At 68.3% G+C, this 23484-nt stretch carries 24 protein-coding genes and 2 tRNA genes; 10 read left to right on the forward strand and 16 right to left on the reverse strand.

What is annotated here, in order from left to right:
- Positions 1-40: 40 nt before the first annotated feature.
- Positions 41-367: a hypothetical protein gene (locus tag JYG37_RS07245; RefSeq protein WP_050011506.1), complete on the reverse strand. Its 327-nt coding sequence runs from the start codon at positions 365-367 to the stop codon at positions 41-43.
- A 500-nt stretch (positions 368-867) separates the two neighbouring features.
- Between JYG37_RS07245 and JYG37_RS07250 the strand changes: the two genes are divergently transcribed.
- Both JYG37_RS07250 and JYG37_RS07255 read left to right on the forward strand, forming a co-directional pair.
- The gene (locus tag JYG37_RS07250; protein ID WP_050011505.1) at positions 868-2265 is read left to right on the forward strand and encodes a sigma-54 dependent transcriptional regulator; all 1398 of its coding nucleotides are present in this window, start codon (positions 868-870) and stop codon (positions 2263-2265) included.
- Between the two features lie 42 nt (positions 2266-2307).
- Positions 2308-3279: a thymidylate synthase gene (locus JYG37_RS07255; protein WP_050011504.1), complete on the forward strand. Its 972-nt coding sequence runs from the start codon at positions 2308-2310 to the stop codon at positions 3277-3279.
- Positions 3280-3377: 98 nt separating this feature from the next.
- On the opposite strand, the gene JYG37_RS07260 is transcribed toward JYG37_RS07255, so the two are convergent.
- Positions 3378-5957 carry a DUF6600 domain-containing protein gene (locus JYG37_RS07260; protein WP_249746032.1) on the reverse strand — a complete coding sequence of 860 codons (2580 nt, stop codon included), beginning with the start codon at positions 5955-5957 and terminating at the stop codon, positions 3378-3380.
- Positions 5958-6107: 150 nt separating this feature from the next.
- Positions 6108-6815, reverse strand: coding sequence for an ArsR/SmtB family transcription factor (locus JYG37_RS07265; protein ID WP_050011501.1), 708 nt, complete (start codon positions 6813-6815; stop codon positions 6108-6110).
- Between the two features lie 188 nt (positions 6816-7003).
- On the opposite strand from JYG37_RS07265, the gene JYG37_RS07270 reads away from it, so the two are divergent.
- Both JYG37_RS07270 and JYG37_RS07275 read left to right on the forward strand, forming a co-directional pair.
- Complete coding sequence (locus JYG37_RS07270) at positions 7004-7144, forward strand: hypothetical protein (protein ID WP_162838111.1); 141 nt, start codon at positions 7004-7006, stop codon at positions 7142-7144.
- A gap of 130 nt (positions 7145-7274) precedes the next feature.
- Positions 7275-7787, forward strand: coding sequence for an acyl-CoA thioesterase (locus JYG37_RS07275; RefSeq protein ID WP_027811985.1), 513 nt, complete (start codon positions 7275-7277; stop codon positions 7785-7787).
- A gap of 46 nt (positions 7788-7833) precedes the next feature.
- Here the strand turns inward: JYG37_RS07275 and fumC are convergent, their stop codons facing one another.
- From fumC to JYG37_RS07290, 3 genes are all read right to left on the reverse strand, one after another.
- Positions 7834-9228 (reverse strand): class II fumarate hydratase, encoded by a 1395-nt coding sequence (gene fumC / locus JYG37_RS07280; protein ID WP_011544913.1) that lies wholly within the window; start codon positions 9226-9228, stop codon positions 7834-7836.
- Between the two features lie 184 nt (positions 9229-9412).
- Positions 9413-10801 (reverse strand): multidrug efflux MATE transporter NorM, encoded by a 1389-nt coding sequence (norM, locus tag JYG37_RS07285; RefSeq protein ID WP_124557539.1) that lies wholly within the window; start codon positions 10799-10801, stop codon positions 9413-9415.
- 167 nt (positions 10802-10968) lie between these two features.
- Positions 10969-11187 carry an RNA-binding S4 domain-containing protein gene (locus tag JYG37_RS07290; protein ID WP_006486208.1) on the reverse strand — a complete coding sequence of 73 codons (219 nt, stop codon included), beginning with the start codon at positions 11185-11187 and terminating at the stop codon, positions 10969-10971.
- A gap of 266 nt (positions 11188-11453) precedes the next feature.
- Here JYG37_RS07290 and JYG37_RS07295 point away from each other — a divergent pair, with 266 nt between their 5' ends.
- Complete coding sequence (locus JYG37_RS07295) at positions 11454-11855, forward strand: hypothetical protein (protein ID WP_050011498.1); 402 nt, start codon at positions 11454-11456, stop codon at positions 11853-11855.
- Positions 11856-11980: 125 nt separating this feature from the next.
- Here the strand turns inward: JYG37_RS07295 and JYG37_RS07300 are convergent, their stop codons facing one another.
- From JYG37_RS07300 to fdxA, 8 genes are all read right to left on the reverse strand, one after another.
- The gene (locus JYG37_RS07300; protein WP_050011497.1) at positions 11981-12757 is read right to left on the reverse strand and encodes a DUF4088 family protein; all 777 of its coding nucleotides are present in this window, start codon (positions 12755-12757) and stop codon (positions 11981-11983) included.
- Between the two features lie 160 nt (positions 12758-12917).
- On the reverse strand, positions 12918-13256 hold the full coding sequence (locus tag JYG37_RS07305) for an AzlD domain-containing protein (protein WP_050011496.1): 339 nt from the start codon (positions 13254-13256) through the stop codon (positions 12918-12920).
- Positions 13253-14020 carry an AzlC family ABC transporter permease gene (locus tag JYG37_RS07310; protein ID WP_050011495.1) on the reverse strand — a complete coding sequence of 256 codons (768 nt, stop codon included), beginning with the start codon at positions 14018-14020 and terminating at the stop codon, positions 13253-13255. Before JYG37_RS07310 ends, JYG37_RS07305 begins: the two co-directional genes overlap by 4 nt.
- Positions 14021-14160: 140 nt before the next feature.
- Entirely contained in the window at positions 14161-15048 is an 888-nt protein-coding gene (locus JYG37_RS07315; protein WP_050011494.1) for an AraC family transcriptional regulator, read from the reverse strand.
- Between the two features lie 61 nt (positions 15049-15109).
- On the reverse strand, positions 15110-15595 hold the full coding sequence (locus JYG37_RS07320) for a CreA family protein (RefSeq protein WP_050011493.1): 486 nt from the start codon (positions 15593-15595) through the stop codon (positions 15110-15112).
- A gap of 128 nt (positions 15596-15723) precedes the next feature.
- Positions 15724-15799: transfer RNA gene (locus JYG37_RS07325), tRNA-Asn, on the reverse strand.
- 72 nt (positions 15800-15871) lie between these two features.
- Positions 15872-15947: transfer RNA gene (locus tag JYG37_RS07330), tRNA-Asn, on the reverse strand.
- 105 nt (positions 15948-16052) lie between these two features.
- A complete protein-coding gene (gene fdxA, locus JYG37_RS07335) occupies positions 16053-16376 on the reverse strand; it encodes a ferredoxin FdxA (RefSeq protein ID WP_011544919.1) in 324 nt (107 codons plus the stop codon).
- 286 nt (positions 16377-16662) lie between these two features.
- Between fdxA and pncB the strand changes: the two genes are divergently transcribed.
- From pncB to JYG37_RS07360, 5 genes are all read left to right on the forward strand, one after another.
- Positions 16663-17862, forward strand: a complete 1200-nt coding sequence (pncB, locus tag JYG37_RS07340; protein ID WP_050011492.1) for a nicotinate phosphoribosyltransferase — start codon at positions 16663-16665, stop codon at positions 17860-17862.
- Between the two features lie 87 nt (positions 17863-17949).
- The gene (locus tag JYG37_RS07345) at positions 17950-18612 is read left to right on the forward strand and encodes a LutC/YkgG family protein (RefSeq protein ID WP_050011491.1); all 663 of its coding nucleotides are present in this window, start codon (positions 17950-17952) and stop codon (positions 18610-18612) included.
- 43 nt (positions 18613-18655) lie between these two features.
- Positions 18656-20086, forward strand: a complete 1431-nt coding sequence (locus JYG37_RS07350) for a sodium:proton antiporter (protein WP_213345976.1) — start codon at positions 18656-18658, stop codon at positions 20084-20086.
- Positions 20087-20167: 81 nt separating this feature from the next.
- Positions 20168-21157, forward strand: a complete 990-nt coding sequence (locus tag JYG37_RS07355) for a 2-hydroxyacid dehydrogenase (RefSeq protein WP_050011803.1) — start codon at positions 20168-20170, stop codon at positions 21155-21157.
- Positions 21154-22632 (forward strand): DNA recombination protein RmuC, encoded by a 1479-nt coding sequence (locus JYG37_RS07360; protein WP_050011489.1) that lies wholly within the window; start codon positions 21154-21156, stop codon positions 22630-22632. The genes JYG37_RS07355 and JYG37_RS07360 overlap by 4 nt, the downstream gene beginning before the upstream one ends.
- A gap of 81 nt (positions 22633-22713) precedes the next feature.
- Here the strand turns inward: JYG37_RS07360 and JYG37_RS07365 are convergent, their stop codons facing one another.
- Together JYG37_RS07365 and JYG37_RS07370 are read right to left on the reverse strand one after the other, a co-directional pair.
- Complete coding sequence (locus JYG37_RS07365) at positions 22714-23199, reverse strand: GNAT family N-acetyltransferase (RefSeq protein ID WP_089488268.1); 486 nt, start codon at positions 23197-23199, stop codon at positions 22714-22716.
- Positions 23196-23471 (reverse strand): hypothetical protein, encoded by a 276-nt coding sequence (locus JYG37_RS07370; protein ID WP_006476519.1) that lies wholly within the window; start codon positions 23469-23471, stop codon positions 23196-23198. Before JYG37_RS07370 ends, JYG37_RS07365 begins: the two co-directional genes overlap by 4 nt.
- Positions 23472-23484: the final 13 nt, after the last annotated feature.

The raw sequence follows: 23484 nt of genomic DNA on the forward strand, positions 1-23484 counted from the left end.
ATTCAATACGCAATCCTGATCGATTCGACGCGTCGAATGATCAGGGATGCGTATTGGCTCGCGCGTTGCCTTCCATCGCATGCCGGATATCGCCCGGTTGCGGCGCCGGCAGCGGCAGCGGCAAATGGGGCGGCGGTGGAATCTCGTCCCACAGCGTCACGGAGGCCTGGCGTGCCGGCAGCGGTTGCGGCGCCGACACGGTCACGATGCCGAACGCGTTGTCGTGTTGCCTGCCCGGCGTGTTGTCGGCAAGCAGGATCGCGCGCTGCGGCTGCATGCCTTCGTCCGCGCAGGCCGGTGCAGGCGGGCCGGCGGCCGACAGCACGAGCGTCATCGGCACGAAGGAAAGTAAAAAAAGTTTTCGCATGGCGACTGTCTCCGGTCGTTTCCGTATTCAGCGAAATACATGCCACCGTACCGGGACCGTTGCCGCCATTGCGATTCGTGCCCGAGCATTGCGAATGACGGCCGAAAACGCCTGAAAATGTTTCAGGCCTGAAACGAGGGGGCTCGGGAATATTGCTGATTCAACCGATACGCTCGAAGGATGAAAATCGGCGCGTGTGTTGGTGACGAAGCCCTTTCTGCGCATCCACTATGTGCAGAGGATTGATCTGCATCGACCTCCTGAGCGATTTGGCCGCATCGCCATCGGCGCTGAAACGGGTTTGTCGTATTCAGCGCCTATAACCAAGCTGTCTTGTCAAAAATTATTGGACGCGAGATAAGCGCCATCATGCGAGGCTTTGTCGTTGCCGCGCATCGGCATGGCGAATCGAGCCACCTCTGGCTGACCCGATTCGATCCTTTTGCACACGATCTGACGTGTGCGGCAATCGTTAGACGGTTGATGAACGGGGTGAGGATATGGGAGCCGATCAGCGGCACGTGATCTACTATTCGCGCGAACCGAACGACGCATTGCGCGGCCATTTCGACGAACGCGGCTGGCGCGTCGATCTCGCCGAGACCGTGCGCGACGTACGGCGCGTCGTGCAGCACGGCGTGGCAACCGCCGGCCTGCTCGATTTCTCGCCGGGCTTCAAGCCGTCGGACCTGCGCGAACTCGAAGCCTGCCTGAGCATCCAGCACATCGGCTGGATCGCGGCGACGCGACGCGGCCAGTTGCAGGACGCGACACTGCGGCATCTCATCCGCGACTATTGCTTCGACTACGTGACGATGCCGTACGAAACCGGGCGGATCGTCGAGACCGTCGGCCATGCGCACGGCATGGTCGCATTGACCGATCCCGTTGCGCCGCCCGTCGGCGCCGGGCGCAGCGAAGGCGAGATGGTCGGCACCTGCGATGCGATGCTCGGGCTCTTCAGGACGATTCGCCGGGTCGCGGCGACCGACGCCCCGGTGTTCATCTCCGGCGAATCGGGCACGGGCAAGGAACTGACGGCGGTCGCGATTCACGAGCGTTCGTCGCGCGCGCAGGCGCCGTTCATCGCGATCAATTGCGGCGCGATCCCGTCGACGCTGCTGCAGGCGGAACTGTTCGGCTATGAACGCGGCGCGTTCACCGGCGCGAACCAGCGCAAGATCGGCCGCGTCGAGGCCGCCAACGGCGGCACGCTGTTTCTCGACGAGATCGGCGACCTGCCGCTCGAAAGCCAGGCGAGCCTGCTGCGCTTCCTGCAGGAAGGCAAGATCGAGCGGCTCGGCGCGCACGTGTCGATGCCGGTCGATGTCCGCGTGATCTGCGCGACGCACGTGGACATGGAAACGGCGCTGCGCGAAGGGCGCTTTCGCGAGGACCTGTTTCACCGGCTGTGCGTGCTGAAGATCGAGGAGCCGCCGCTGCGCGCGCGCGGCAAGGACATCGAGGTGCTCGCGCGCCACATGCTCGAGCGCTTCAAGGGCGACGCGCATCGCCGCCTGCGCGGCTTTTCCCCGGACGCGGTCGCGTCGCTGTACGGCTATTCGTGGCCGGGCAACGTGCGCGAGCTGATCAACCGCGTGCGGCGCGCGATCGTGATGTCCGAAGGCCGGATGATCACCGCGGCCGATCTCGAGCTGAACGACTATGCGACGCTCGCGCCGGTGTCGCTGCTGGAGGCGCGCGAGGCGGCCGAACGGCAGGCGATCGAGCAGGCGCTGCTGCGCCATCGCGGCCGTTTTGCCGATGCCGCGCGTGAGCTCGGCGTGTCGCGCGTCACGCTCTACCGGCTGATGTGCGCGCACGGCATGCGCGATCGCGGCGACACGCTGGCAGGGTTTTCGGCGTCGTTGCCGGAGCTTCCGCGCCACGCTTGCTAAAATTGGCGGGTACGGCCGCCCCTCGCGGCCGAAGGAACCCGCATGAAACAGTATCTCGATCTCGTTCGTACCATTCTCGATACCGGCGCCTGGCAGGAGAACCGCACGGGCATCCGCACCATCAGCATGCCGGGCGCGATGCTGCGCTTCGACCTGCAGCAAGGCTTCCCGGCCGTGACGACCAAGAAGCTCGCGTTCAAGTCCGCGATCGGTGAACTGGTCGGGTTCCTGCGCGCGTCGCGCAGCGCGGCCGATTTTCGCGCGCTCGGCTGCAAGGTGTGGGATGCGAACGCGAACGAGAACGCGCAGTGGCTCGCGAACCCGTATCGCCGGGGCGTGGACGATCTCGGCGACGTATACGGCGTGCAATGGCGTGAGTGGCCGGGTTACAAGGTGCTCGACGCGAACGCTGACGCGCAGATCGCCGACGCGACGCGCCGCGGCTTCCGGATCGTCACGCGTTTCGACGAAGACGGCGCGCCGAAGGTGCTGCTGTACAAGGCGATCGACCAGCTGCGCCAGTGCCTGGACACGATCATGGAGAACCCGTCCGATCGTCGCATCCTGTTTCACGCGTGGAATCCGGCCGTGCTCGACCAGATCGCGTTGCCCGCGTGCCATCTGCTGTACCAGTTCCTGCCGAACGCGACGAAGCGCGAGATCTCGCTGTGCCTGTACATCCGCAGCAACGACGTCGGCCTCGGCACGCCGTTCAACCTGACGGAGGGGGCCGCGCTGCTGTCGCTCGTCGGCCGGCTGACGGGCTATACGCCGCGCTGGTTCACGTATTTCATCGGCGACGCGCACATCTACGAGAACCAGCTCGACATGCTGCAGCAGCAGCTCACGCGCGAGCCGTACGAAAGCCCGCGGCTCGAGATTGCCGAGCGCGTGCCCGAGTACGCGAAGACGGGCGTCTATGCGCCCGAATGGCTGGAGCAGGTCGAGCCGTCCGATTTCTCGCTCGTCGGCTACCGGCATCATGAGCCGCTGACCGCGCCGATGGCGGTCTGATCGCGCGGCCGGGGCCGCGCGGCTTCATCGATTCGCACCTGCAAAAAGGCTCGACCGGCTGATACCGGTCGAGCCTTTTTGTTTCATGTTTGCTGCACCTACTGACGATGCCGCTCCTCGTGGCCGCCCTGCGGCGGCGGATTGCCCGGACGCGGCGCCTCGACGTGCGGCGCCGGCTGTGGCCGTGGCTCCATCCGGGGCGCGGGCATCGACGGGCGCGGTTCCATCCGGGGCGCCGGCTGGGGTTGAGGTCGCGGCTCCATGCGCGGCGCCTGCGGCTGCGGGCGCGGCATGTCATGCACGGCGGGCGCCGGCGGGCGGTACTCGTTCACGCGCGGCGGCGCGACTTCGCGATGGGGCGCCGGTTGCGCGAAGTCCTGGCGCGGTTGCGGCGCGGGGGCGGCCCGTTCGGGCTGCGGCTGCGCTTGGCGGGCCGGCGTCGGGAGATCGGGGCGCGGACGCGGTTGCGGAATCTGCGCGACATGGTCCGACTGCGGTTGCGGTTGCGGTTGCTGCTGCGCGCGCGGCGTTTCGTTCCGGCCGCCGGGTTGCACACCCTGCGGTGTCGGCACGCCGTCCGGATGCGGTACCGCCGCGCTGCGCACGGGCGGCAGCGCATTCTGTCCTGCCGCGTGCAGCGCAGTAGGCGGCGCGGCGCGCTGACGCTCCATCGGCGTGTACGGCTGCATCCACGCGGGCGACGACGGTGCGCCGGCTGCACGTGCATTGCCGATGCCCGACGGAGCGTTGTTCGCGCCCGGCGGATGCGGAACGCCGTTGCCGGGCGCGAACGCCTGATGCGGGATCGGGTTGCCGGGCGCCTGCGGCGGGCCGCCATTGGTGAAACGCGGTGCGTTGGGGTTTTCGCCGTTCGGCCGGGCGCCGTTCGGCATGCCCGGCGTCGGTACGCCCGGCCGGCCCGCCTGCTCGGCGGCCGGCTGGCCTTCACGCGGCGCGCGGCCCGGCTGCACGACGGGGCCGTGCGGGTTCACGAGCTGCACGTTGTGCATCGCCCAGGCGCCGCCGCCCGGCTTGCCCGGAACGCGGACCGGACGCGCCGCGTAGTCGGCCGGCACATTCGTCTTCACGACCGGCGCGCCGGCGCCCGGTACGCGCCCGCCTTGCTGCGCGAGGTGGGCGGCGGCCTGGTCGCGATACGCGGGCGGCACGGCAGGATTGCGCGTCGCGACGTACGGGTGTTGCGCGATCGCCGCCGGCGGACGGTAGCTGGCAGTGCGCAGCCCGCCGGTGAAGCTCTGGCGGACCGGCGCGATGCCGGGCGTGCCCGGCGTGACGTGCGCGTTGCGCCATTGCTGCGGATCGACGTGTTGCGAGAAGTGCGCGACCGGCTGGCCGTGCACGAACGCGGCGGCCGGCACGGCCGTGATCGCATGCGGCGCGCGGAAGTTCACGTACGTCTTGTTGATGTTGGTGATATTGGTGATGTTCGTCACGTTCACGGTCTTGTTCACGTTGACGTTGTTCACCACGATGTTGCGGTTGACGCGGTCGTAGTAGTGCGGGCTCCAGCCGCCCCAGCCCGGATGCCACGGTTCGCCCGGACCGAGCGCGAACCACGCGCAGCCGGCCGCGGCAACGCCGCCGACCGTGAGCGCGACGCTCCAGTCGGAACCGCCGCCGCCCCCGCCGCCGACGAACGCGACGAGCGCCGGCGCATAGACGGGCGGCTGGCTGACGACCATTGGCCCCGGCACCCAGGCCCAGCTGTCGTCCAGGTACGCCCAGCGGCCGTAGTGATAGGGCGCGAAGCCCCACGGCGCGTCGTCGACCCAGGTCCAGCCCCACGGCGCCTGCCAGATCCAGTGGCCGTCGTGATACGGCGCCCAGTCGGCCGGCGTGTCGTTCGGCACCCATACCGCGCCGTAATTCGGGGTTTCGCGCCACGTGCCGTTCGCGTCGAGATCCTGGTAGCCGGGCATGTCGCGGGACACGTAGCGGGCCGACACCGAGCGCGCTTCGGCCGCGTCGCGGCTGGCGGCCCACTGGTCGAGCGCGTCGGGGCCCGGTGCGGCCGATTGCTGCGCGACCTGCAGGTCGGTGCCGGTGAATACGACCTGCTGCCCGGGCGACAGCGGATACTGCCCGTTGCTGCCGTAGACGGTCGCGCTGCCGCTGCGCACCGTCACCGTCGTGCTCGCGCCGTTCGGCGCGACATCGACGCGATAGTCGCCGGGGCCCGTGATGCCGAGCGCGAGGTTCGGCGTGTCGATTTCGTACGATCCGCCGGCCGGCAGACCGCGCACGTGCGTCGAGACGGTGCCGAGGCCCACTTTCAACTGCGTCGTCGTGTCGTCGAGGTTCAGCACCGACAGGCTCGTCGATTCGCCGAGCCGCACCGCGGTCGAGCCGATGTGCAGTTCCGAGCGCGCGCCGGCATCGTTCCACAGCTGGTCGCCGGTCGTCAGCGGCCGGTTCACCGCCGCATACGACCAGGTATCGGTGCCGGCCGGTTCGGTCGTCACGGCGCCCGACAGGTAATTGAGCCGCGCGACGCGGCCGGGCGGATCGCCGCCGGGTTGCCGTGCCGCGGCTGCAGCCGGCGGCGCATCGGCAGATTGCGCGAAGGCGGGCGGCAGCGCCGCCAGTGCGGCGAATGCGAGCAGCGTGTAGCGGGCGGTGCGCTTGAGCGCGAACAGGGAGGCCATGGTGAGCGTCATCGTTGTGATCGCGGCGCGTCGATTCGTGCCGTCCCGTTCACGATATCCGCTTGGCCTGTTTCAAGGCACGGTGTTTTGTAAGTCGAATGGCACGCGGTGTAACAAAACCTGTCCATCGCGCGCCGTTGTCGTGCAGCTGCAATGCCGGCGTCAAGCAGACGTAAGCCACGCGTCGAAAACCTGCTGCCCGGGCACCGTGACGCGCAGCACGCGCGGTCGAGCCGCGCGCTCGATCCAGCCGTGTGCGCAGAAGCTGTCGAGCAGCGCCGCGCCGAGCGCGCCGCCGAGATGCGAACGCCGCTCGCTCCAGTCGAGACAGCCGCACGCGAAGCGGCGCCGGCGCGCGCGCTGCTGCGCGACGTCGATGCCCCATTGCGAGAGCGCCTGCGTGCCGCGCTCGGTGGTGTCGATCGCGTCGCCGTTGGCGAATAGCCAGCCGCGCGCGGTGAGGCCGTCGAAGATGCGCACCGCGAGCTCGCCGGCCATGTGGTCGTAGCAGGTGCGTGCATAGCGCAGTTCGGCCGGGACCGTGCGCGACGGCGGCGGAACCGGGCGATGCGGCGCGGCCGCGCGGGCGACGTTCGCCAGCGCTTCGAGCGACGCCGCGATGTCGGCCGACGCAATGCGGTAGTAGCGATGCCGGCCGCGCACGTCGAGGGCCAGCAGCCCGCCCTCGGTCAGGCGCGCGAGGTGCGCGCTGGCCGCGGACGGCGACAGCCCCGCGATCATCGTCAGTTCGCCGGCCGGTCGCGCGCTGCCGTCCATCAGCACCCACAGCATCGCGGCGCGGCCGGGATCGGCGATCAGTGCGCCGATGCGGCTCAGGCCCGGAAAATGGTGGTCGTCTTGATCGGTCATCGTCGTGTCTCGTCGAGCGGGTTGGAGGGCAGTGTAGTCCGCGCGCGCATTCGATGTTTCGTTTCCGGATGAAATGTCGGATACGGCGGTGGCGCGCTGGCGGGGACCGGACCGCGGCCCGTTGCAGGGCACGCGTAGAATGGCCGGACGCGGCGGCAGCGGGCCGCCGCATGTGACGCGATGCAACGATGAAGACGATTTTCTGTGTGTTGGCGGCCGCGCTCGTGTGCGCGGCCTGTGCGTCCGGCGGTGCGGGCGCGACCGGCGAGCGCAGCGGCAGTATCGAGATGTACGGGACGATCGACCAGGGCATCACGGTGCGCCGCTGACCGACGCCGGTCGGCGCGCGAGCCGGCATGGCCGCCGCAGCCCCGCTAGGCGGGGCTTGCCGCGACGCATTGCCGCAGTGCAACGTATAATGGCCCGATTACAGCGCCCCTGCCGCCTGGAGCCACAACAATGCCCCAACCGTCCCCCGTGCCGGCCGCTCTCGACCGCACCGAAACCGTATTCCGCTTCCTTGCCGAGCCTTCGTCCGTGAACTTCGGCGGCAAGGTGCATGGCGGCGCGCTGATGAAATGGATCGACGAGGTCGCGTATGCGTGCGCGGCCGTCTGGTCGAGCCGCTATTGCGTGACGGTCAGCGTCGGCAACATCCGTTTCCAGCGTCCGATCCTGGTCGGCAATCTGGTCGAGCTGAAGGCGCGCGTCGTCGCGACGGGCCGTACCAGCATGCACATTCACGTGTCGGTGCACGCCGGCGATCCGAAGGGCGGCGTGCTGCGCCAGACGACCGATTGCCTCGTCGTGTTCGTCGCGGTCGACGAGAACGGCAACCCGGTGCCGGTGCCGCCGTTCGTGCCCGAAACCGACGAGCAGAAGGTGCTCGCCAAATATGCGGCCGACGTGCGGGCCGCGCTCGACAAGATCGTCGAGATGAAGCCGGAAGAGGTCGCGAAGGGCACCGTCTGAGTGCCGCGGGCGCCGCGCTCGACGCGCCGCGCCCGTCGTCCTGCCGTTACCGCGTCCCGATCATCTGCTCGGGGCGTACCCATGCATCGAATTCCGCCTCGGTCAGGTAGCCGAGCGCGAGCGCGGCCGCCTTCAGCGTCGTGCCTTCCTTGTGCGCCTTCTTCGCGATCTGCGCGGACTTGTCGTAGCCGATGTGCGGATTGAGCGCCGTCACGAGCATCAGCGATTCGTTCAACAACAGGTCGATGCGCGAGCGGTTCGGCTCGATGCCCACCGCGCAGTGATCGTTGAAGCTCTGCGCGCCGTCGGCGAGCAGCCGCACCGACTGCAGCACGTTGTGCGCGATCATCGGCCGAAACACGTTCAGCTCGAAATTGCCGCTCGCGCCGCCGACGTTGACCGCGACGTCGTTGCCGAACACCTGGCAGCACAGCATCGTCACGGCTTCCGACTGCGTCGGGTTCACCTTGCCCGGCATGATCGAGCTGCCCGGCTCGTTTTCCGGGATCGACAGCTCACCGAGCCCGCAGCGCGGCCCGCTCGCGAGCCAGCGCACGTCGTTCGCGATCTTCATCAGGCTCGCCGCGACCGTCTTCAGCGCGCCGTGCGCGAAGACCAGCGCGTCGGCGGCCGCCATCACCTCGAACTTGCTCGGCGCCGTCACGAACGGCAGCTTCGCGAGCCGGCCGATCTCGTCGGCCACGCGCACCGCGAATTCCGGATGCGCATTCAGCCCGGTGCCGACCGCGGTGCCGCCGAGCGCGAGTTCGTACAGGTGCGGCAGTGCCGATTCGACGTGACGGATGCCCTGGTCGAGCTGCGCGACATAGCCGGAGAACTCCTGGCCGAGCGTGAGTGGCGTCGCGTCCTGCAGGTGCGTGCGGCCGATCTTCACGATGTCGGCGAACGCCTTCGACTTCGCGTCGAGCGTCGCGCGCAGCGTGCGCAGCGCCGGCAGCAGGTGGTTGACGATCGCATACGCGGCCGCGATGTGCATCGCGGTCGGGAACACGTCGTTCGACGACTGGCCGCGATTCACGTCGTCGTTCGGATGAACCTTGCGCGCTTCGCCGCGCTCGCCGCCCAGCAGCTCGCTCGCGCGGTTCGCGATCACCTCGTTGAGGTTCATGTTGGTCTGCGTGCCGGAGCCCGTCTGCCACACCGCGAGCGGGAATTCGCGCGGATGCTTGCCGGCGATGATCTCGTCGGCGGCTTCGATGATCGCGTGCGCCTTGTCGTCGGCGAGCACGCCGAGCGACTGGTTGACGGCCGCCGCGGCCCGCTTGACGATCGCGAGCGCGTGGATCAGCTCGGGCGACTGCTTCTCCGTCGAGATCCGGAAATTCTGCAGCGAGCGCTCGGTCTGCGCGCCCCAGAGCCGGTCGGCCGGCACGGCGATCTCGCCGAACGTGTCGCGTTCCATCCGAACTGCTTCATTCATGATGCACTCCTCCTGGAAAGGGGAAAGGCCGCGCGTCGTCGCGCGGCGTCAGGCGTAATCAGACGTATCGTGAGGCAGTCGCGCCGCTGGCGCGGCGTCTCGAGCGGTTCAGCCGACAAGCATAGCGCCGGCCGCGATTTCGCGTCGTGTCGTGCCCACGGCGCGTGACGCGCGCAAACCGGCGCTAGCGCGCCGCCGCGATCAGCGACGCGGTCTTGCGGTGGAAGCGCCATGCCATCAGCACGGCGACGCTCGCGAGGCCCGCCGCGAGCCCCCACCACAGGCCGCGCGCGCCCAGGCCCGCGTGGAAGGCGAACCAGTAGCCGGTCGGGAAGCCGATGCCCCAGTAGCCGAGGGTCGCGGCGAGCATCGGGATGCGCGTGTCCTTCAGGCCGCGCAGCGCACCGGACCCGACGGTCTGCATCCCGTCGACGATCTGGAACACCGCGGCGATGCCGAGCAGCGACGCGGCGAGCGACACCGTGGCCGCGTTGGCCGGGTCGTCGAGGTGCAGGTACAGGCCGACGATCGTATGCGGCGCGACGATCATCACGAGGCCGGACAGCGACATGAAGCCGACGCCGAGCGCGAGCGCGACGAAGCCCGCGTGCCGCGCGGCGACGGGCGAACCCGCGCCGATCCAGTAACCGACGCGCACGTTGGCCGCCTGGCCGATCGCGAGCGGCACCATGAACGACACCGACGCGACGTTCAGCGCGATCTGGTGCGCGGCGAGCGACGTCGCGCCCAGCACGCCGACGGTGAGGCCGGTGGCGAGGAACAGCGTCGATTCGACGCCGTACGTGATCGCGACCGGCCAGCCGATGCCGATCAGTTCGCCCATCACGGGCAGCTTCGGGCGCGCGGCGGTCACGAAATGGCGAAAGCGCTGCCGGCCGTGCAGCAGCCAGATCAGCGCGAGCGCGGTGAGCCAGATCGTGATCGTCGTCGCGACGGCCGAGCCGAGAAAGCCGAGGCGCGGCAGTCCGAATGCGCCGTGGATCAGCCCGTAGTTCAGCACGCCGTTGACGCCGACGCCGCCGATCGATACCCACAACAGCCGCCGCGCGGCACCGATCGCTGGCAGGAACGCGCGCATCAGCCCGACGCCGATCAGGCTGCCGAGCGCCGCGAAGCGCAGGATGCCCGTGTATTCGCCGACGTGATGCGCGAGCAGCGGCGGCTCGTGGAACATCAGCAGGATCGGTTCGGCCAGCGACAGCGCGACGATCGCCGGAATCGCGAGCAGCACGGACAGCGCGAAGCCCGTCCAGTAGATGTGCGGCACGCGATCCTCGGCCTGCGCGCCGCGCGCGTGCGCGACGCTCACGCTGACCGACGACAGCACGCCTTGCAGGATCGTCACGATCACGAAGAAGAAGTTCGCGCCGAGCCCGCCCGCCGCGAGCGAATCGGGGCCGAGCGAGCCGAGCAGCACCGTGTCGGTGACGCTCATCGCCATCTGGGACAGTTGCGCGATCGCGAGCGGTGCGGCGAGGCGCGCGGTATCGGCGGCATGACTGGACAGGGACGGCGGCGCGGCGGCCGTCCGCGTGAGACCGGAATGCGACATGGAATGGGCGCTCGCGCGGATGCGGGCCCGCGCTGTATGTCGTTATTTTGAGAGACGGCTAGCTTACGGCTTTATTCGTACCGTGTCGAACGCGTGCGCCGATGGCCATGTCGCGGGCAGGGGAACGGCCAGGGCCTGCGCAAGCCCGTTATCAGCGTGAACGGGTGCTATGCCTCGCGTACCGCGATGCGCGTGTCGCCGAGCAGTACGACCTGGCCCGCGCGGATTTTGCAGGTCTTGCGCAGCTCGACCGCGCCGTCGACTTTCACCGCGCCGGACGCGACGATCAGCTTCGCGGTGCCGCCGCTGTCCGCGAGGCCGGTGATCTTGAGAAGGTTGTGCAGCTCGACGTATTCGCCGGTCAGCGTGAAATCCAGATTGGGCATGACGAGGAAGGTGCGCGGTGCGCGGGAGGAAACGCTCCGCATCATACGGCACCGCGGGCCGGCACGCGAGCGCGGGCCGCCGCCGCACGTTGTAAAGGACTGTGAGCGATTCGTCAGCAAATGAAACGGTGGGTAACAGTCTGAGAGATTCGCGAACCGGCCGCGTGGGCCGCGGGTCTTCTGTCGTACCTGCTGCGTGTTGCGGCGGGAACGCGACGGTCCGCATCGCTGCGGACCGGGCGCACAACTTCTTGAGGAGAATTGCCATGTCCAAGATTCGTACGATGCTGATCGGTGCCGCGCTGACGGCGTTCGCCACTTCGGCCGCATTCGCCCAGACGGGCACGACGGCGCAAGGCGCGGCGGGTGCCGGCGTACAGACGCAGGCTCCGGCGGCAGGTGTCGGCGCAGGCGTGCAGGGTGGTGCCGGCGCGAACGCGTCGGGCAATGCGACGGGCGGCGCGACCGATGCGGTCGGCGCGGCAGCCGATGGCGCGAAGGATACGACGTCGTCGGCCGTCCATTCGACCAAGAAGCACACGAAGCATGCGGCGAAGTCGGCCAAGAGCCATGCGGGCTCGGCCAAGAAGAAGGCCGACGACGCGACCGAAGGCGGCGCCTCGGTCGGCGCGCAGGGCGGCGCATCGGCCCAGGGCGCCACGCAGTAAGCAGTGTCCGGCGCCGTCGCGACGCGTGTTTTCGGACGGCGCGTCGCGACGGGCGATCGTCCGGCGGCCCGGTTCGCTTTGCGCGAATCGGGCCGTTTTCGTGGGGTAATAAGCGGGACGCGTACTTACGGCCGGCGCTGGCCTTGCCCCTGGCCCTGGGCCGGCCGCACCGCAGCCGGCGTGAATACGCTGCGCAGCCACGCGGCGAGGCGCGCGAAGACGTCGTACGGTTCCTCGACGAAGATCTCCGGCTTCAGCAGCCGCAGGTATTCCATGATCTGCTGCGCTTCCTGCTTCTGGAACGAGCCGTGCGCGAGCCCGAGCCGCAGCAGCCCGCGCAGTTCGCCGAGCTTGTCGCGCGCGGTGCTGCCGACGCTCATCTCGCATGCGAGCTTGGCCTCGTAGATCCGCTGCCGCAGCGATTCCGCGAGCCGCCACGCGGGCGTCTGCATCAGTTCCTCGAGCGTCTGGATGTCCTGCGCCGCCGCCTTGATCTGCGACGCGAGCGGGTCGATCAGCGACGCGTCGCCCTGTGCTTCGGCGACGATCGCCTTCGCCCAGTCGCGGCATGCCTTCGCGAGCTCGTCGGGCGTCCATTCGGAGCGCGACGCGAAGCCGAAGCCGAATTCGCCGGCCTGCCGCATCAGGATCGCGACGACGTCCGGAAATTCCTTGTCGAGCGTGCGCTTGGCCCATGCGTACTGGCCGCCCTGCAGCATCCGCTGCACGGCGTGCTCGGTCAGCGGCACCATGTTGTCGAGCAGCTTGGCGCGCAGGAAATCCTCGAACGACGGCGTCGCGAATTGCGGGTCGAGTTTCAGCGATACGCGCACGAACGCGTCGTAGTCCTTGCGCAGGGACTCGAGCGTGTCGTCCTTGAGGGAAAGGGTGATCTGGCCCATGAATCATCTCGATGACGGCCCGTGCAAGCCGGCGCCGGCGCGGCGCACCGGAGCGGGCGCCGCGTCGACTGACCGATGCGCGCCGGGGCCGGTGGCGGGTCTTCCTCTCCTATATCGGCGGGCCGCGCGGAAACTTGAGCGCGCGCGATGGAGCGTGCGCTCAGGCAGGCGGCCAGTGCGGGATGACGACCCCTTGCCACAGGAAGAACACCGCGAGCCCGGCCGCGATGGTGACGAGCGGCCGGCGGGTCGCGGCCGACACGAGCACGGCCGCGAGCGCGCCGACGAGCTGCGGATTGCGCCACGTCAGCTCGGCCGTGCCGCCGTGCGGCGAGACGGTCATCGGCACGATGATCGCGGTCAGCACGGTGACCGGCACGAAGCCGAGCGCGGTCCGCACGAGCGGCGGGAACGTCAGCCGCTCGCCGAACAGGAACAGCGTCGAGCGGATCGCATACGTGATGACGGCCATCCCGAGGATCAACAGCGCGTAGTTCACGATGCGGCCTCCGGGCGAGAGCGGGCCCGCGTGCGGTCGTGCCGCAGCGTGAGCACGACGCCGATCGCGACGCCGGCGGCGACCGCGCCGAGCAGCCCGAGCTTGTACGGCCAGCCCTGCCAGAAGTACGCGAGCGTGCCGGCCGTCGCGGCCGCCGCGAAGTAGCGCAGCGTGCCGAGCTGCGGGACGACGATCGCGATGAAGGTCGCCGCCATCGCGAAGTCGAGGCCGAGCGACTGCAGGCCCGGGAACGCCGTGCCGAAGCCGATGCCCGCGAGCGTCCAGACCTGCCAGTTCAGGTACATCGCGAGCCCGGAGCCGAAAAAGTAGTGGGGGCCGATCGTGCCGGGCGGGTAGTGCCGGTAGTGCCCGTAGGCGACCGCGAACACTTCGTCGGTCATCAACGCGCCGAGCGTCGCGCGCCAGCGCAGCGGCAGGTGTGCGACATAGGGCGCGAGCGTCGCGCTGTACAGCAGGTGGCGCAGGTTCACGATCAGCGTCGTGGCGAGCACGACGGCGAAGCTCGCGCTGCCGGCGATCAGGCCGAGCGCGATGAACTGCGCGGACCCCGCGAACACGGCGAGCGACATCAGCGCGCCATGCCAGGCGGCAAGCGGGCCGCTGCCGACGAGCGTGCCGAAAATCACGCCGAACGGCGCGGCGCCGATCATCATCGGAATCGTGTCGCGCGCGCCATCGAGCCATTCGTTGAGCGGGCGGCGCGGGGGTGAGGCGGGTGTCTCGTTCAAGTAGCGCTCCTCCATGAGCTGGAGGATAGCGGGCCGGTGGCGGGCCGGCTTGTATGTTCTTGCGCTCGCGGGAGCGGGGTCGGTGCCCGAGTGTCGGCCGGCGCGGCGGGTCGCTGCGCGGTGCGGTCCGACCGACGACGGCGGGAAGCCGTGCGTCAGCTTGCCTGCCAGCGCCCGGGCGGCACGCCGAACATCCGTTTGAAATGCCGCGTGAAGTGGCTCTGGTCGACGAAGCCGCTGGCCGCGGCGACATCGGCGACCGGCACGCCCGCGCGTAACGGTGCCAGCGCGCGCTGCAGCCGCAGCTGGTTGCGCCACGCATGCGGCGGCATGCCGGTCGTACGCGTGAACAGACGCGCGGCGTGGAACGGCGACAGGCCGACCGCCTGCGCGACGTCGTCGAGCGTCACCGCGGACGTCAGATCGGCGGCGAGCCGCTCGCGCATCGCGTCGACGCGCGGTTCGTCGGCCGCGAGCGGCGCCGGTTGCGGCCGCACGTCGGCATGGCGCACGATCAGCGTCGACAGCCCGTCGAGCATCGCGGTTTCGGCGGCGAGCGGATCGTAGACGCGCGGCGCGTCGGTAGCCGGACCGTCGGCCGCATGCGACGACAGCGCGCGCTCGCTGCCGGCTTCCAGCATCCGATGCGCGAGCGTGAGCCGGGCCGCCAGATCGGCGTCGCGGATCACGCCGGGGGCGAACCATGGCGGATCCTGCGGGCGGCCCGCGACTGCACTCGCGAGTTCGCGGATGAATTCCACCGGCATGTAACTGACGCGATAGCACCAGCCCTCGTCGGCGGCACGCGACCCCGTATGCACTTCGCCGGGATTGATCACGGGCACGGTGCCCGTTTCGGCGACATAGCCGTTGCCGCGATAGGTGAAGCGTTCCGCGCCTTCGAGAATCACGGGGATCGTGTACGCATCGTGCCAGTGGGGCGCGAACGCGTGATCGCGATAGGTGGCCGTGAGCAGGTCCGCGTCCGGCACGAGCGGCGTGCGCCAGTAGCGTGCGGAATCGGGAAGGCGGGTGGCGGACATGATCGGGCGCGGGAGCGGTCGAACCGACAGTGTATCGCTCGCGCCCCCGGCGGGTGCGGGCTTACTTGACCGGAATCGTCGTGCCGGCCGGCATCGGCACCGCGGTGACGGCGTTCTTCGGGCTGCCGCTGACGATGCGGTCGCTGTAGGTCAGATAGACGATCGTGTTGCGTTTCTTGTCGACCACGCGCACGACGTGCAGCGTCTTGAAGATGAACGACATGCGTTCGCTGAATACGTCGGCCTGCTGCTTGAGCGGTTCCTTGAAGCTGATCGGGCCGACCTGCCGGCACGCGATCGACGCTTCGCTCGGATCCTCGGCGACGCCGAGCGTGCCCTTGATCCCGCCGGTGCGCGCGCGCGACACGTAGCAGGTCACGCCGTTCACGACCGGATCGTCATAGGCCTCGACGACCACGCGATCGGAACCCGTGACGCGGAAATGGGTGTTGACGCTGCCGACTTCCTCCGCGTGCGCGAGCGGTGCGGCGGCGACGGCGGAGAGCAGGAGGGCGGCGGGGGCGAAACGGAGGAGGCGATGCTTCATCGACGGAACCGGATGCGGATGCGGGACAGAGACTCTAGCATGCGCATGACCGGGTCACGCAACGCAGGAAGGCGGACAAGGGGGCCGGAAAAACAAAAGGCCCGTCGAATGACGGGCCTTTCGCTATTTGGCTCCCCGACCTGGGCTCGAACCAGGGACCTACGGATTAACAGTCCGGCGCTCTACCGACTGAGCTATCGGGGAATAAATCGGTACATCTGCGTGCTATGTTTTCCAACAAAAAACCCGTCCACTTTCAACGGGCTTTTGCGTTTTTGGCTCCCCGACCTGGGCTCGAACCAGGGACCTACGGATTAACAGTCCGGCGCTCTACCGACTGAGCTATCGGGGAACAAACAAGCAACAGCAGAGAAACGAGATTGTATGGAGTGTTCGCTAACCTGTCAACACTTCGAAGCCGCGACGCATGAAATTTTTTGCGGTCGCCGCCGTGCGATCAGCGCTCGAGCAGGTGCAGCTTGTCCTGCACGTCCTTCCATTCGTCCGCGTCGGCCGGCGCCGGCTTGGTCTTCGTGATCGACGGCCAGTTCTTCGCCAGCTCGGCGTTCAGCTCGGTGAACTGCTGCTGGTCGCCCGGAACGTCTTCTTCGGCATAGATCGCATTGGTCGGGCATTCGGCGACGCACACGGCGCAGTCGATGCACTCGTCCGGATCGATGGCGAGAAAGTTGGGACCTTCACGGAAGCAATCCACCGGGCACACATCCACGCAATCCGTGTATTTGCACTTGATGCAGCCTTCGGTCACAACGTGAGTCATTAAAACGCTCCTGCTTGGCGGTATATGGGGTGGCGTTTGCGCCAAAAGCGGCATTGTAACTGAAGCGCCAAACCCGCATGACGAGGTCGGCTATCCGGCTTATATCGTTTCGTGATTAGTTTATGGGGCGCGCGACACGGATACCCGTACGCCAGGCACCGGCACGATACGGCAAGGCGGCGGCCGGTTTCACGATGGTCGGGCCCGCATTCGGGTAACATGGCCGACAGACCGGGCGGCGCGCGGTGCGCCGGTGCCCTGTCACGATATTGGCGCTGCCGTCATCATGATCATCACTTCGCTGCTGGACACGGATCTCTACAAGTTCACGATGATGCAGGTCGTCCTGCATCACTTTCCCGCTGCAAACGTCGAATACCGGTTCCGCTGCCGCACGCCCGGCGTCGATCTCGTGCCGTACATCGACGAGATTCGCGACGAGGTGCGCGGCCTGTGCTCGCTGCGCTTTTCCGACGTCGAACTCGACTACCTGCGGCGGATGCGCTTCATCAAGAGCGACTTCGTCGACTTCCTCGCGTTGTTCCACCTGAACGAGAAGTACATCTCGATCACGCCGTCGCCGAAGGGCAACGGCGAGATCGACGTCGTGATCGAGGGGCCGTGGCTGCACACGATCCTGTTCGAGATCCCGGTGCTCGCGATCGTCAACGAAGTCTATTTCCGCAACACGCAGCGCGAGCCCGACTATCGCGAAGGGCGCGAGCGGCTGCGCGAGAAGATCAAGCTGCTCGGCGCGAAGCCCGAATTCGCCGACTGCAAGATCGCCGACTACGGCACGCGCCGGCGCTTCTCGAAGGTCTGGCACGAGGAAGTCGCGCTCACGCTGCGCGACGGGCTCGGCCCGCAGTTCGCGGGCACGAGCAACGTGCTGTACGCGATGAAGCACGACATCACGCCGCTCGGCACGATGGCGCACGAATACCTGCAGGCGTGCCAGGCGCTCGGCCCGCGACTGCGCGATTCGCAGATCTACGGCTTCGAGATGTGGGCGAAGGAATATCGCGGCGACCTCGGGATCGCGCTGTCGGACGTCTACGGGATGGACGCGTTCCTGAACGACTTCGACATGTATTTCTGCAAGCTGTTCGACGGTGCGCGCCACGATTCGGGCGATCCGTTCGACTGGGGCGAGCGGATGCTGCGCCACTACGAGGCGAACCGCTGCGACCCGCGCACCAAGGTGCTCGTGTTCTCGGACGCGCTCGACATCCCGAAGGTCATGCAGCTGTACGAACGGTTCCGCGGCCGCTGCAAGCTCGCGTTCGGCGTCGGCACCAACCTCACCAACGATCTCGGCTACGTGCCGCTGCAGATCGTGATCAAGATGGTTCGCTGCAACGGCCAGCCGGTCGCGAAGCTGTCGGATTCGCCGGGCAAGAGCATGTGCGACGACAAGGCCTATCTCGCGTACCTGCGCCAGGTGTTCGGCATCGCGCAGCCGGTCGAGGAAGACGCGTCGAAGTAGGCGTTGGCCGTTCGGCCGAAGGTGTGTCGCGGCAGGGGTGGCCGGTATAATCCGACGTATTGCACGCCAACGTCACGAGGACCGTTCATGGACACTTCCGCCGCCCGTCGCCAGATCCTCGCGCGCATTCGCGCGGCGCAGGGGCGCGCGGCCGAACCCGATGCAGCGGAGCGCGACGGCGTCGCCGACTATCTCGCGCGGCATCCGCAGGGCCCGCGCCCGCCGGCGCCGGCCGACCTCGTCGCTGCTTTCGTCGACGAAGCGGGGCGCCTGTCGACCACGGTCGACGAAGTCGCGACGCTGGCCGACGTGCCTGCTGCTGCCGCCCGCTATCTTGCCGCTCAGGGTCTGCCGACGCAGGCCGTCGCATGGCGCACGCTGGCCGATTTCGACTGGGCCGGCGCCGGCCTGTCGGTCGAGTGCCGCAAGCCGCGCGACGGCGATCTCGTCGGCCTGACCGGCTGCTTCTGCGCGACCGCCGAAACGGGGTCGCTGGTGCTGCTGTCCGGTCCCGACACTTACGCATCGGCCGGTCTTTTGCCGGAAACCCACATCGCGATCGTGCCGGCGTCGCGCATCGTCGCCGGTCATGAAGACGCGTTCGCGCTGATTCGCGCGGAGCGCGGCGAGCTGCCGCGCGCGGTCAATTTCGTGTCGGGCCCGTCGCGCACGGGCGACATCGAGCAAACGATCATTCTGGGCGCACACGGCCCGTACCGCGTGCACGCGATCGTCGTACGGGGCGCATGACGCGTCCGCCGCATTCACAGTTACTCGAACAAGGAAGTTCCGCATGAAACGACATGCCGCCTGGGCGGGCATGGCGTCGGGAATCGCGCTTGGCGCCGCTCCCGCGCTCGCATCGGCCGCCACGCTCGACGGTGCCACGCTGTCCGCGCTCTGGGGCATCCCGTTCGCCGGGATCCTGCTGTCCATCGCGCTGTTCCCGCTCGTCGCCCCGGTGTTCTGGCATCACCACTTCGGCAAGATCGCGGCCGGCTGGGCGATCGTGTTTCTCGCGCCGTTCGCGGTCGCGTTCGGCGCGGGCACCGCGTTCGGCACGCTCGTGCATGCGCTGCTCGAGGAATACATTCCGTTCATCGTGCTGCTCACCGCGCTCTATACGGTCGCGGGCGGCATCTGCGTGAACGGCAACCTGCACGGTTCGCCGAAGCTGAATACCGCGATCCTCGCGCTCGGCACGCTGCTCGCGAGCGTGATGGGCACGACGGGCGCCGCGATGCTGCTGATCCGGCCGCTGCTGCGCGCCAACGACAACCGCAAGCATGTCGTGCACGTCGTGATCTTCTTCATCTTCCTCGTCGCGAACGCGGGTGGCTCGCTGTCGCCGCTCGGCGATCCGCCGCTGTTCCTCGGCTTCCTGAACGGCGTGAGCTTCTTCTGGACGACCACCCATCTCGCGCTGCCGATGCTGTTCATCTGCGCGGTGCTGCTCGCGCTGTTCTTCGCGCTCGATACGTACTTCTACCGGAAGGGCGGCGAGGAGCGGCCGGCCGCGCTCGATCCGACGCCCGACGGCGCGGCGCTGTCGATCGACGGCAAGATCAACTTCGTGCTGCTGGCGGCCGTGATCGCGCTCGTGCTGATGAGCGGCGTGTGGAAGCCGGGCATCTCGTTCGACGTTTGGGGCACGCACGTCGCGCTGCAGAATCTCGTGCGCGACGTCGCGCTCGTGGTCGTGACGCTCGCGTCGCTCGCGCTGACGCCGCGTTCCGCGCGCGACGGCAACGCGTTCAACTGGGCGCCGATCGAGGAAGTCGCGAAGCTGTTCGCGGGCATCTTCGTGACGATCGCGCCGGTGATCGTGATCCTGCGCGCGGGTGCGGACGGCGCGTTCGCGCAGATCGTCCATCTCGTCACGGGCCCCGACGGCAAGCCGGTCGACGCAATGTACTTCTGGGCGACCGGCATCCTGTCGTCGTTCCTCGACAACGCGCCGACCTATCTCGTGTTCTTCAACCTCGCGGGCGGCGACGCGCAGACACTGATGACGACCGGCGCGTCGACGCTCGCCGCGATTTCCGCCGGCGCGGTGTTCATGGGCGCAAACAGCTATATCGGCAACGCGCCGAACTTCATGGTGAAGGCGATCGCCGAATCGCGCGGCGTGAAGATGCCGAGCTTCTTCGCGTACCTCGGCTGGGCGCTCGTCGTGCTGATACCGGTATTCCTGCTGACGTCGTGGCTTTTCTTCACGGCGTAAGCTGACGTTTTTCAACCCCGAGCGGGCGGCTCCGGCGGCGCATCGCGCGCCGCGATCCGTCCGCGGTATGCGGAGATGGCGATGCAGAAGATCCTGGTCGCGCGTCCGATCTTTCCGGACGTGATCGAACGGCTCAAGCAGTATTTCGACGTCGACTGGAACGACGGCGATGCGCTCGCGCCCGACGCGCTTGCCGCGCGTCTGGCCGACAAGGACGGCGCGCTGACGGCCGGCGACCCGGTCGGCGCGGCCACGCTCGCGGCGGCGCCGCGCCTGCGGGTGGTGGCGAACATGGCGGTCGGCTACAACAACTTCGACATGGCCGCGTTCAACGCGGCGAACGTGCTCGGCACCAACACGCCCGACGTGCTGAACGAGTCGACCGCCGATTTCGGCTGGGCGCTGATGATGGCCGCCGCACGCCGGATCGCCGAATCCGAACACTGGCTGCGCGCCGGTCACTGGCGGAAGTGGGCGTACGACGGCTTCCTCGGCACCGACATCTACGGTTCGACGCTCGGCGTGATCGGGATGGGCCGTATCGGCCAGGCGCTTGCGCGCCGCGCGCGCGGTTTCGGGATGCAGGTGATCTATCACAACCGGTCGCGCGTCGCGCCCGAGATCGAGGCCGAGCTGGATGCCGAATACGTGTCGAAGGATGCGCTGCTTGCGCGCGCCGATCATGTCGTGCTCGTGCTGCCGTACACGAAGGAGAACCATCACACGATCGGCGCGGCCGAGCTCGCGAAGATGAAACCCACCGCGACGCTGACCAACATCGCGCGCGGCGGGATCGTCGACGACGCGGCGCTGGCCGCCGCGCTGCGCGACGGGACGATCGCCGCGGCCGGCCTCGACGTGTACGAGGGCGAGCCGAGCGTGCATCCGGCGCTGCTCGAGGTGCCGAACGTCGTGCTGACGCCGCATATCGCGAGCGCGACCGAAAAGACTCGCCGCGCGATGGCCAATCTCGCCGCCGACAACCTGATCGCCGCACTGGGCGAAGGGCCGCGTGCGGGGCAGCCGCCGAATCCGATCAACCCTGACGTGATCGGGAAGCCGCGCGCATGACGACGACGTTGTTGCTTGCGGCGGTCGTCGTGCTGGCCGTCGCGCTCGCGGTGGCGATCGTCGCGCTCGTGCGCGGCGGCGGCCGCCACGACGACGCGGCCGTGCTCGGCGACCAGATCGAGGACGCCGCGCATGCGCAGGCGCGCGCGGTCGAGCGGCTCGAACGCGAATTGCGCGGCGAGATCGTCGAGACCGCACGCGGCTCGCGTACCGAGCTGGCCGGCAGCTTCGCCCAGTTGCAGCAGACACTCGCCGCGCAACTGACGAGCGTCGCGACCGTGCAGAACAACCAGATCGAGGGGTTCGCGCAGCAGCTCGGCAAGCTCGTCGCCGGCAACGCGCAGCAGTTCGACGCGATGCGCGAGAGCGTGCAGCGCCAGGCCCAGCAGGCACGCGAGGAGCAAACGGGCGCGCTGCGGCTGTTCGGCGACACGCTGAACCGGCAGCTCACGCAACTGACCGAGGCGAACGACCGCCGGATCGGCGAGGTGCGTGCGACGCTCGAACAGCGGCTGAAGGAAATCGAGACGAACAACGCGGCGAAGCTCGAGGAGATGCGCCGCACCGTCGACGAGAAGCTGCACGCGACGCTCGAGCAGCGGCTCGGCGAATCGTTCAAGCTCGTGTCGGACCGGCTCGAACAAGTGCATCGCGGGCTCGGCGAGATGCAGACGCTCGCGGCCGGCGTCGGCGATCTGAAGAAGGTGCTGACCAACGTGAAGACGCGCGGCACCTGGGGCGAAGTGCAGCTCGAGGCGCTGCTCGAACAGATGCTTACGCCCGACCAGTACGCGAAGAACGTCGTGACGGTGCCGAAGCGTACCGAGCGCGTCGAATTCGCGATCCGGCTGCCGGGGCGGGACGCCGGCACGCGCGACGCGTCGCCGGTGTGGCTGCCAATCGACGCGAAATTCCCGCGCGAAGACTACGAGCGGCTGATCGACGCGCAAGAGCGTGCCGACGCGGTGGCCGTCGAGGAGGCGGCGCGTGCGCTCGAGGCGCGGGTGCGGATGGAAGCGCGCACGATCGCCGAGAAGTACGTCGCGCCGCCGTACACGACCGATTTCGCGCTGCTGTTCCTGCCGACCGAGGGGCTCTATGCGGAGATCCTGCGCCGCCCGGGGCTGACCGACCTGCTGCAGCGCGACTATCGCGTGACGGTCGCGGGGCCGACCACGCTCACCGCGCTGCTCAACAGCCTGCAGATGGGGTTCCGCACGCTCGCGATCGAGCAGCGTTCGAGCGAGGTGTGGCAGGTGCTCGGCGCGGTCAAGACGGAGTTCGGCAAGTTCGGCGACGTGCTCGCGCGCACGAAGGCGCAGCTCGAAACGGTCACGCGCTCGATCGAGTCCGCCGAGCAGCGCACACGTGTGATGAACCGCAAGCTGAAGCAGGTCGAGGCGTTGCCGGGCGATACGGCGGCCGGGTTGCTCGGCGCGGAAGAGGCCGAAGGCGCCGACGCGGACGACGCGTGACGCGCGTTGCTGGCAACTGTCGGACAGAAGAAACGGGCGCCCGTTTCCTTCGCAGCGGTCACCGGCGCAGCCGGCTCGCGTTCAATGCGCGGCGAGCGTGTCCAGCGCGTCGCCCGTCACGCGCACGATGCGCCACTCCGGCAGCACGGTCGCGCCCATCTTCTCGTAGAAGTCGATCGCCGGCTGATTCCAGTCGAGCACCGACCATTCGAAGCGCGCGCAACGGCGCTCGACGGCGAGCGCCGCGAGATGGCGCAGCATCGCGGTGCCCAGGCCCGTGCCGCGCTGCGACGGCTGCACGTACAGATCCTCGAGATAGAGCCCGCGGCGGCCGAGGAACGTCGAATAGTTGTGGAAGAACAGCGCGTACGCGACGATCGTGCCGTCTTGTTCGGCTACGCGTGCCTCGGCGGCAGGATGCTCGCCGAACAGCGCGTCGGCGAGATCGGCTTCGGTCGCGACGAACAGCTCGGTGAGCTTTTCGAACTCGGCCAGCTCGCGCATCAGCGCGAGGATCGCGCCGACGTCGCGCGTGTCGGCCGCGCGGATCAGCGGCGTGCCGCTCACGCTTCTTCCGGCGGATCGGACAGCACGATCTCGATGCCGCCGAAGCGCGATGCGACCCAGTTGTACGCATGGCACGCGATCCACAGCAGCACGAAACCGAGGATCGCGTTCAGCAGCAGTGCGCTCAGGATCGTGCTCAACTCGACCATCCCGTAACGGATATACGCAACGAGAATGCCGAGCAGCACGATCGGCACGCTGAACGTCAGGTAGACGAGGATCAGCGCCTTGGCGGTCTGCCCCGCGGCGATCGACGAGATTTGTTTCTTCATGTGCGGATTGCCC

This window comes from Burkholderia sp. LAS2 (assembly GCF_018417615.1).
Classification (GTDB): Bacteria; Pseudomonadota; Gammaproteobacteria; order Burkholderiales; family Burkholderiaceae; genus Burkholderia; species Burkholderia sola.

Excerpts from the sequence above, each read along its gene's own strand:
- JYG37_RS07245 (WP_050011506.1), bottom strand. The coding sequence starts at position 367 with ATGCGAAAACTTTTTTTACTTTCCTTCGTGCCGATGACGCTCGTGCTG.
- JYG37_RS07250 (WP_050011505.1), top strand. The coding sequence starts at position 868 with ATGGGAGCCGATCAGCGGCACGTGATCTACTATTCGCGCGAACCGAAC.
- JYG37_RS07255 (WP_050011504.1), top strand. The coding sequence starts at position 2,308 with ATGAAACAGTATCTCGATCTCGTTCGTACCATTCTCGATACCGGCGCC.
- JYG37_RS07260 (WP_249746032.1), bottom strand. The coding sequence starts at position 5,957 with ATGACGCTCACCATGGCCTCCCTGTTCGCGCTCAAGCGCACCGCCCGC.
- JYG37_RS07265 (WP_050011501.1), bottom strand. The coding sequence starts at position 6,815 with ATGACCGATCAAGACGACCACCATTTTCCGGGCCTGAGCCGCATCGGC.
- JYG37_RS07270 (WP_162838111.1), top strand. The coding sequence starts at position 7,004 with ATGAAGACGATTTTCTGTGTGTTGGCGGCCGCGCTCGTGTGCGCGGCC.
- JYG37_RS07275 (WP_027811985.1), top strand. The coding sequence starts at position 7,275 with ATGCCCCAACCGTCCCCCGTGCCGGCCGCTCTCGACCGCACCGAAACC.
- fumC (WP_011544913.1), bottom strand. The coding sequence starts at position 9,228 with ATGAATGAAGCAGTTCGGATGGAACGCGACACGTTCGGCGAGATCGCC.
- norM (WP_124557539.1), bottom strand. The coding sequence starts at position 10,801 with ATGTCGCATTCCGGTCTCACGCGGACGGCCGCCGCGCCGCCGTCCCTG.
- JYG37_RS07290 (WP_006486208.1), bottom strand. The coding sequence starts at position 11,187 with ATGCCCAATCTGGATTTCACGCTGACCGGCGAATACGTCGAGCTGCAC.
- JYG37_RS07295 (WP_050011498.1), top strand. The coding sequence starts at position 11,454 with ATGTCCAAGATTCGTACGATGCTGATCGGTGCCGCGCTGACGGCGTTC.
- JYG37_RS07300 (WP_050011497.1), bottom strand. The coding sequence starts at position 12,757 with ATGGGCCAGATCACCCTTTCCCTCAAGGACGACACGCTCGAGTCCCTG.
- JYG37_RS07310 (WP_050011495.1), bottom strand. The coding sequence starts at position 14,020 with ATGGAGGAGCGCTACTTGAACGAGACACCCGCCTCACCCCCGCGCCGC.
- JYG37_RS07315 (WP_050011494.1), bottom strand. The coding sequence starts at position 15,048 with ATGTCCGCCACCCGCCTTCCCGATTCCGCACGCTACTGGCGCACGCCG.
- JYG37_RS07320 (WP_050011493.1), bottom strand. The coding sequence starts at position 15,595 with ATGAAGCATCGCCTCCTCCGTTTCGCCCCCGCCGCCCTCCTGCTCTCC.
- fdxA (WP_011544919.1), bottom strand. The coding sequence starts at position 16,376 with ATGACTCACGTTGTGACCGAAGGCTGCATCAAGTGCAAATACACGGAT.
- pncB (WP_050011492.1), top strand. The coding sequence starts at position 16,663 with ATGATCATCACTTCGCTGCTGGACACGGATCTCTACAAGTTCACGATG.
- JYG37_RS07345 (WP_050011491.1), top strand. The coding sequence starts at position 17,950 with ATGGACACTTCCGCCGCCCGTCGCCAGATCCTCGCGCGCATTCGCGCG.
- JYG37_RS07350 (WP_213345976.1), top strand. The coding sequence starts at position 18,656 with ATGAAACGACATGCCGCCTGGGCGGGCATGGCGTCGGGAATCGCGCTT.
- JYG37_RS07355 (WP_050011803.1), top strand. The coding sequence starts at position 20,168 with ATGCAGAAGATCCTGGTCGCGCGTCCGATCTTTCCGGACGTGATCGAA.
- JYG37_RS07360 (WP_050011489.1), top strand. The coding sequence starts at position 21,154 with ATGACGACGACGTTGTTGCTTGCGGCGGTCGTCGTGCTGGCCGTCGCG.
- JYG37_RS07370 (WP_006476519.1), bottom strand. The coding sequence starts at position 23,471 with ATGAAGAAACAAATCTCGTCGATCGCCGCGGGGCAGACCGCCAAGGCG.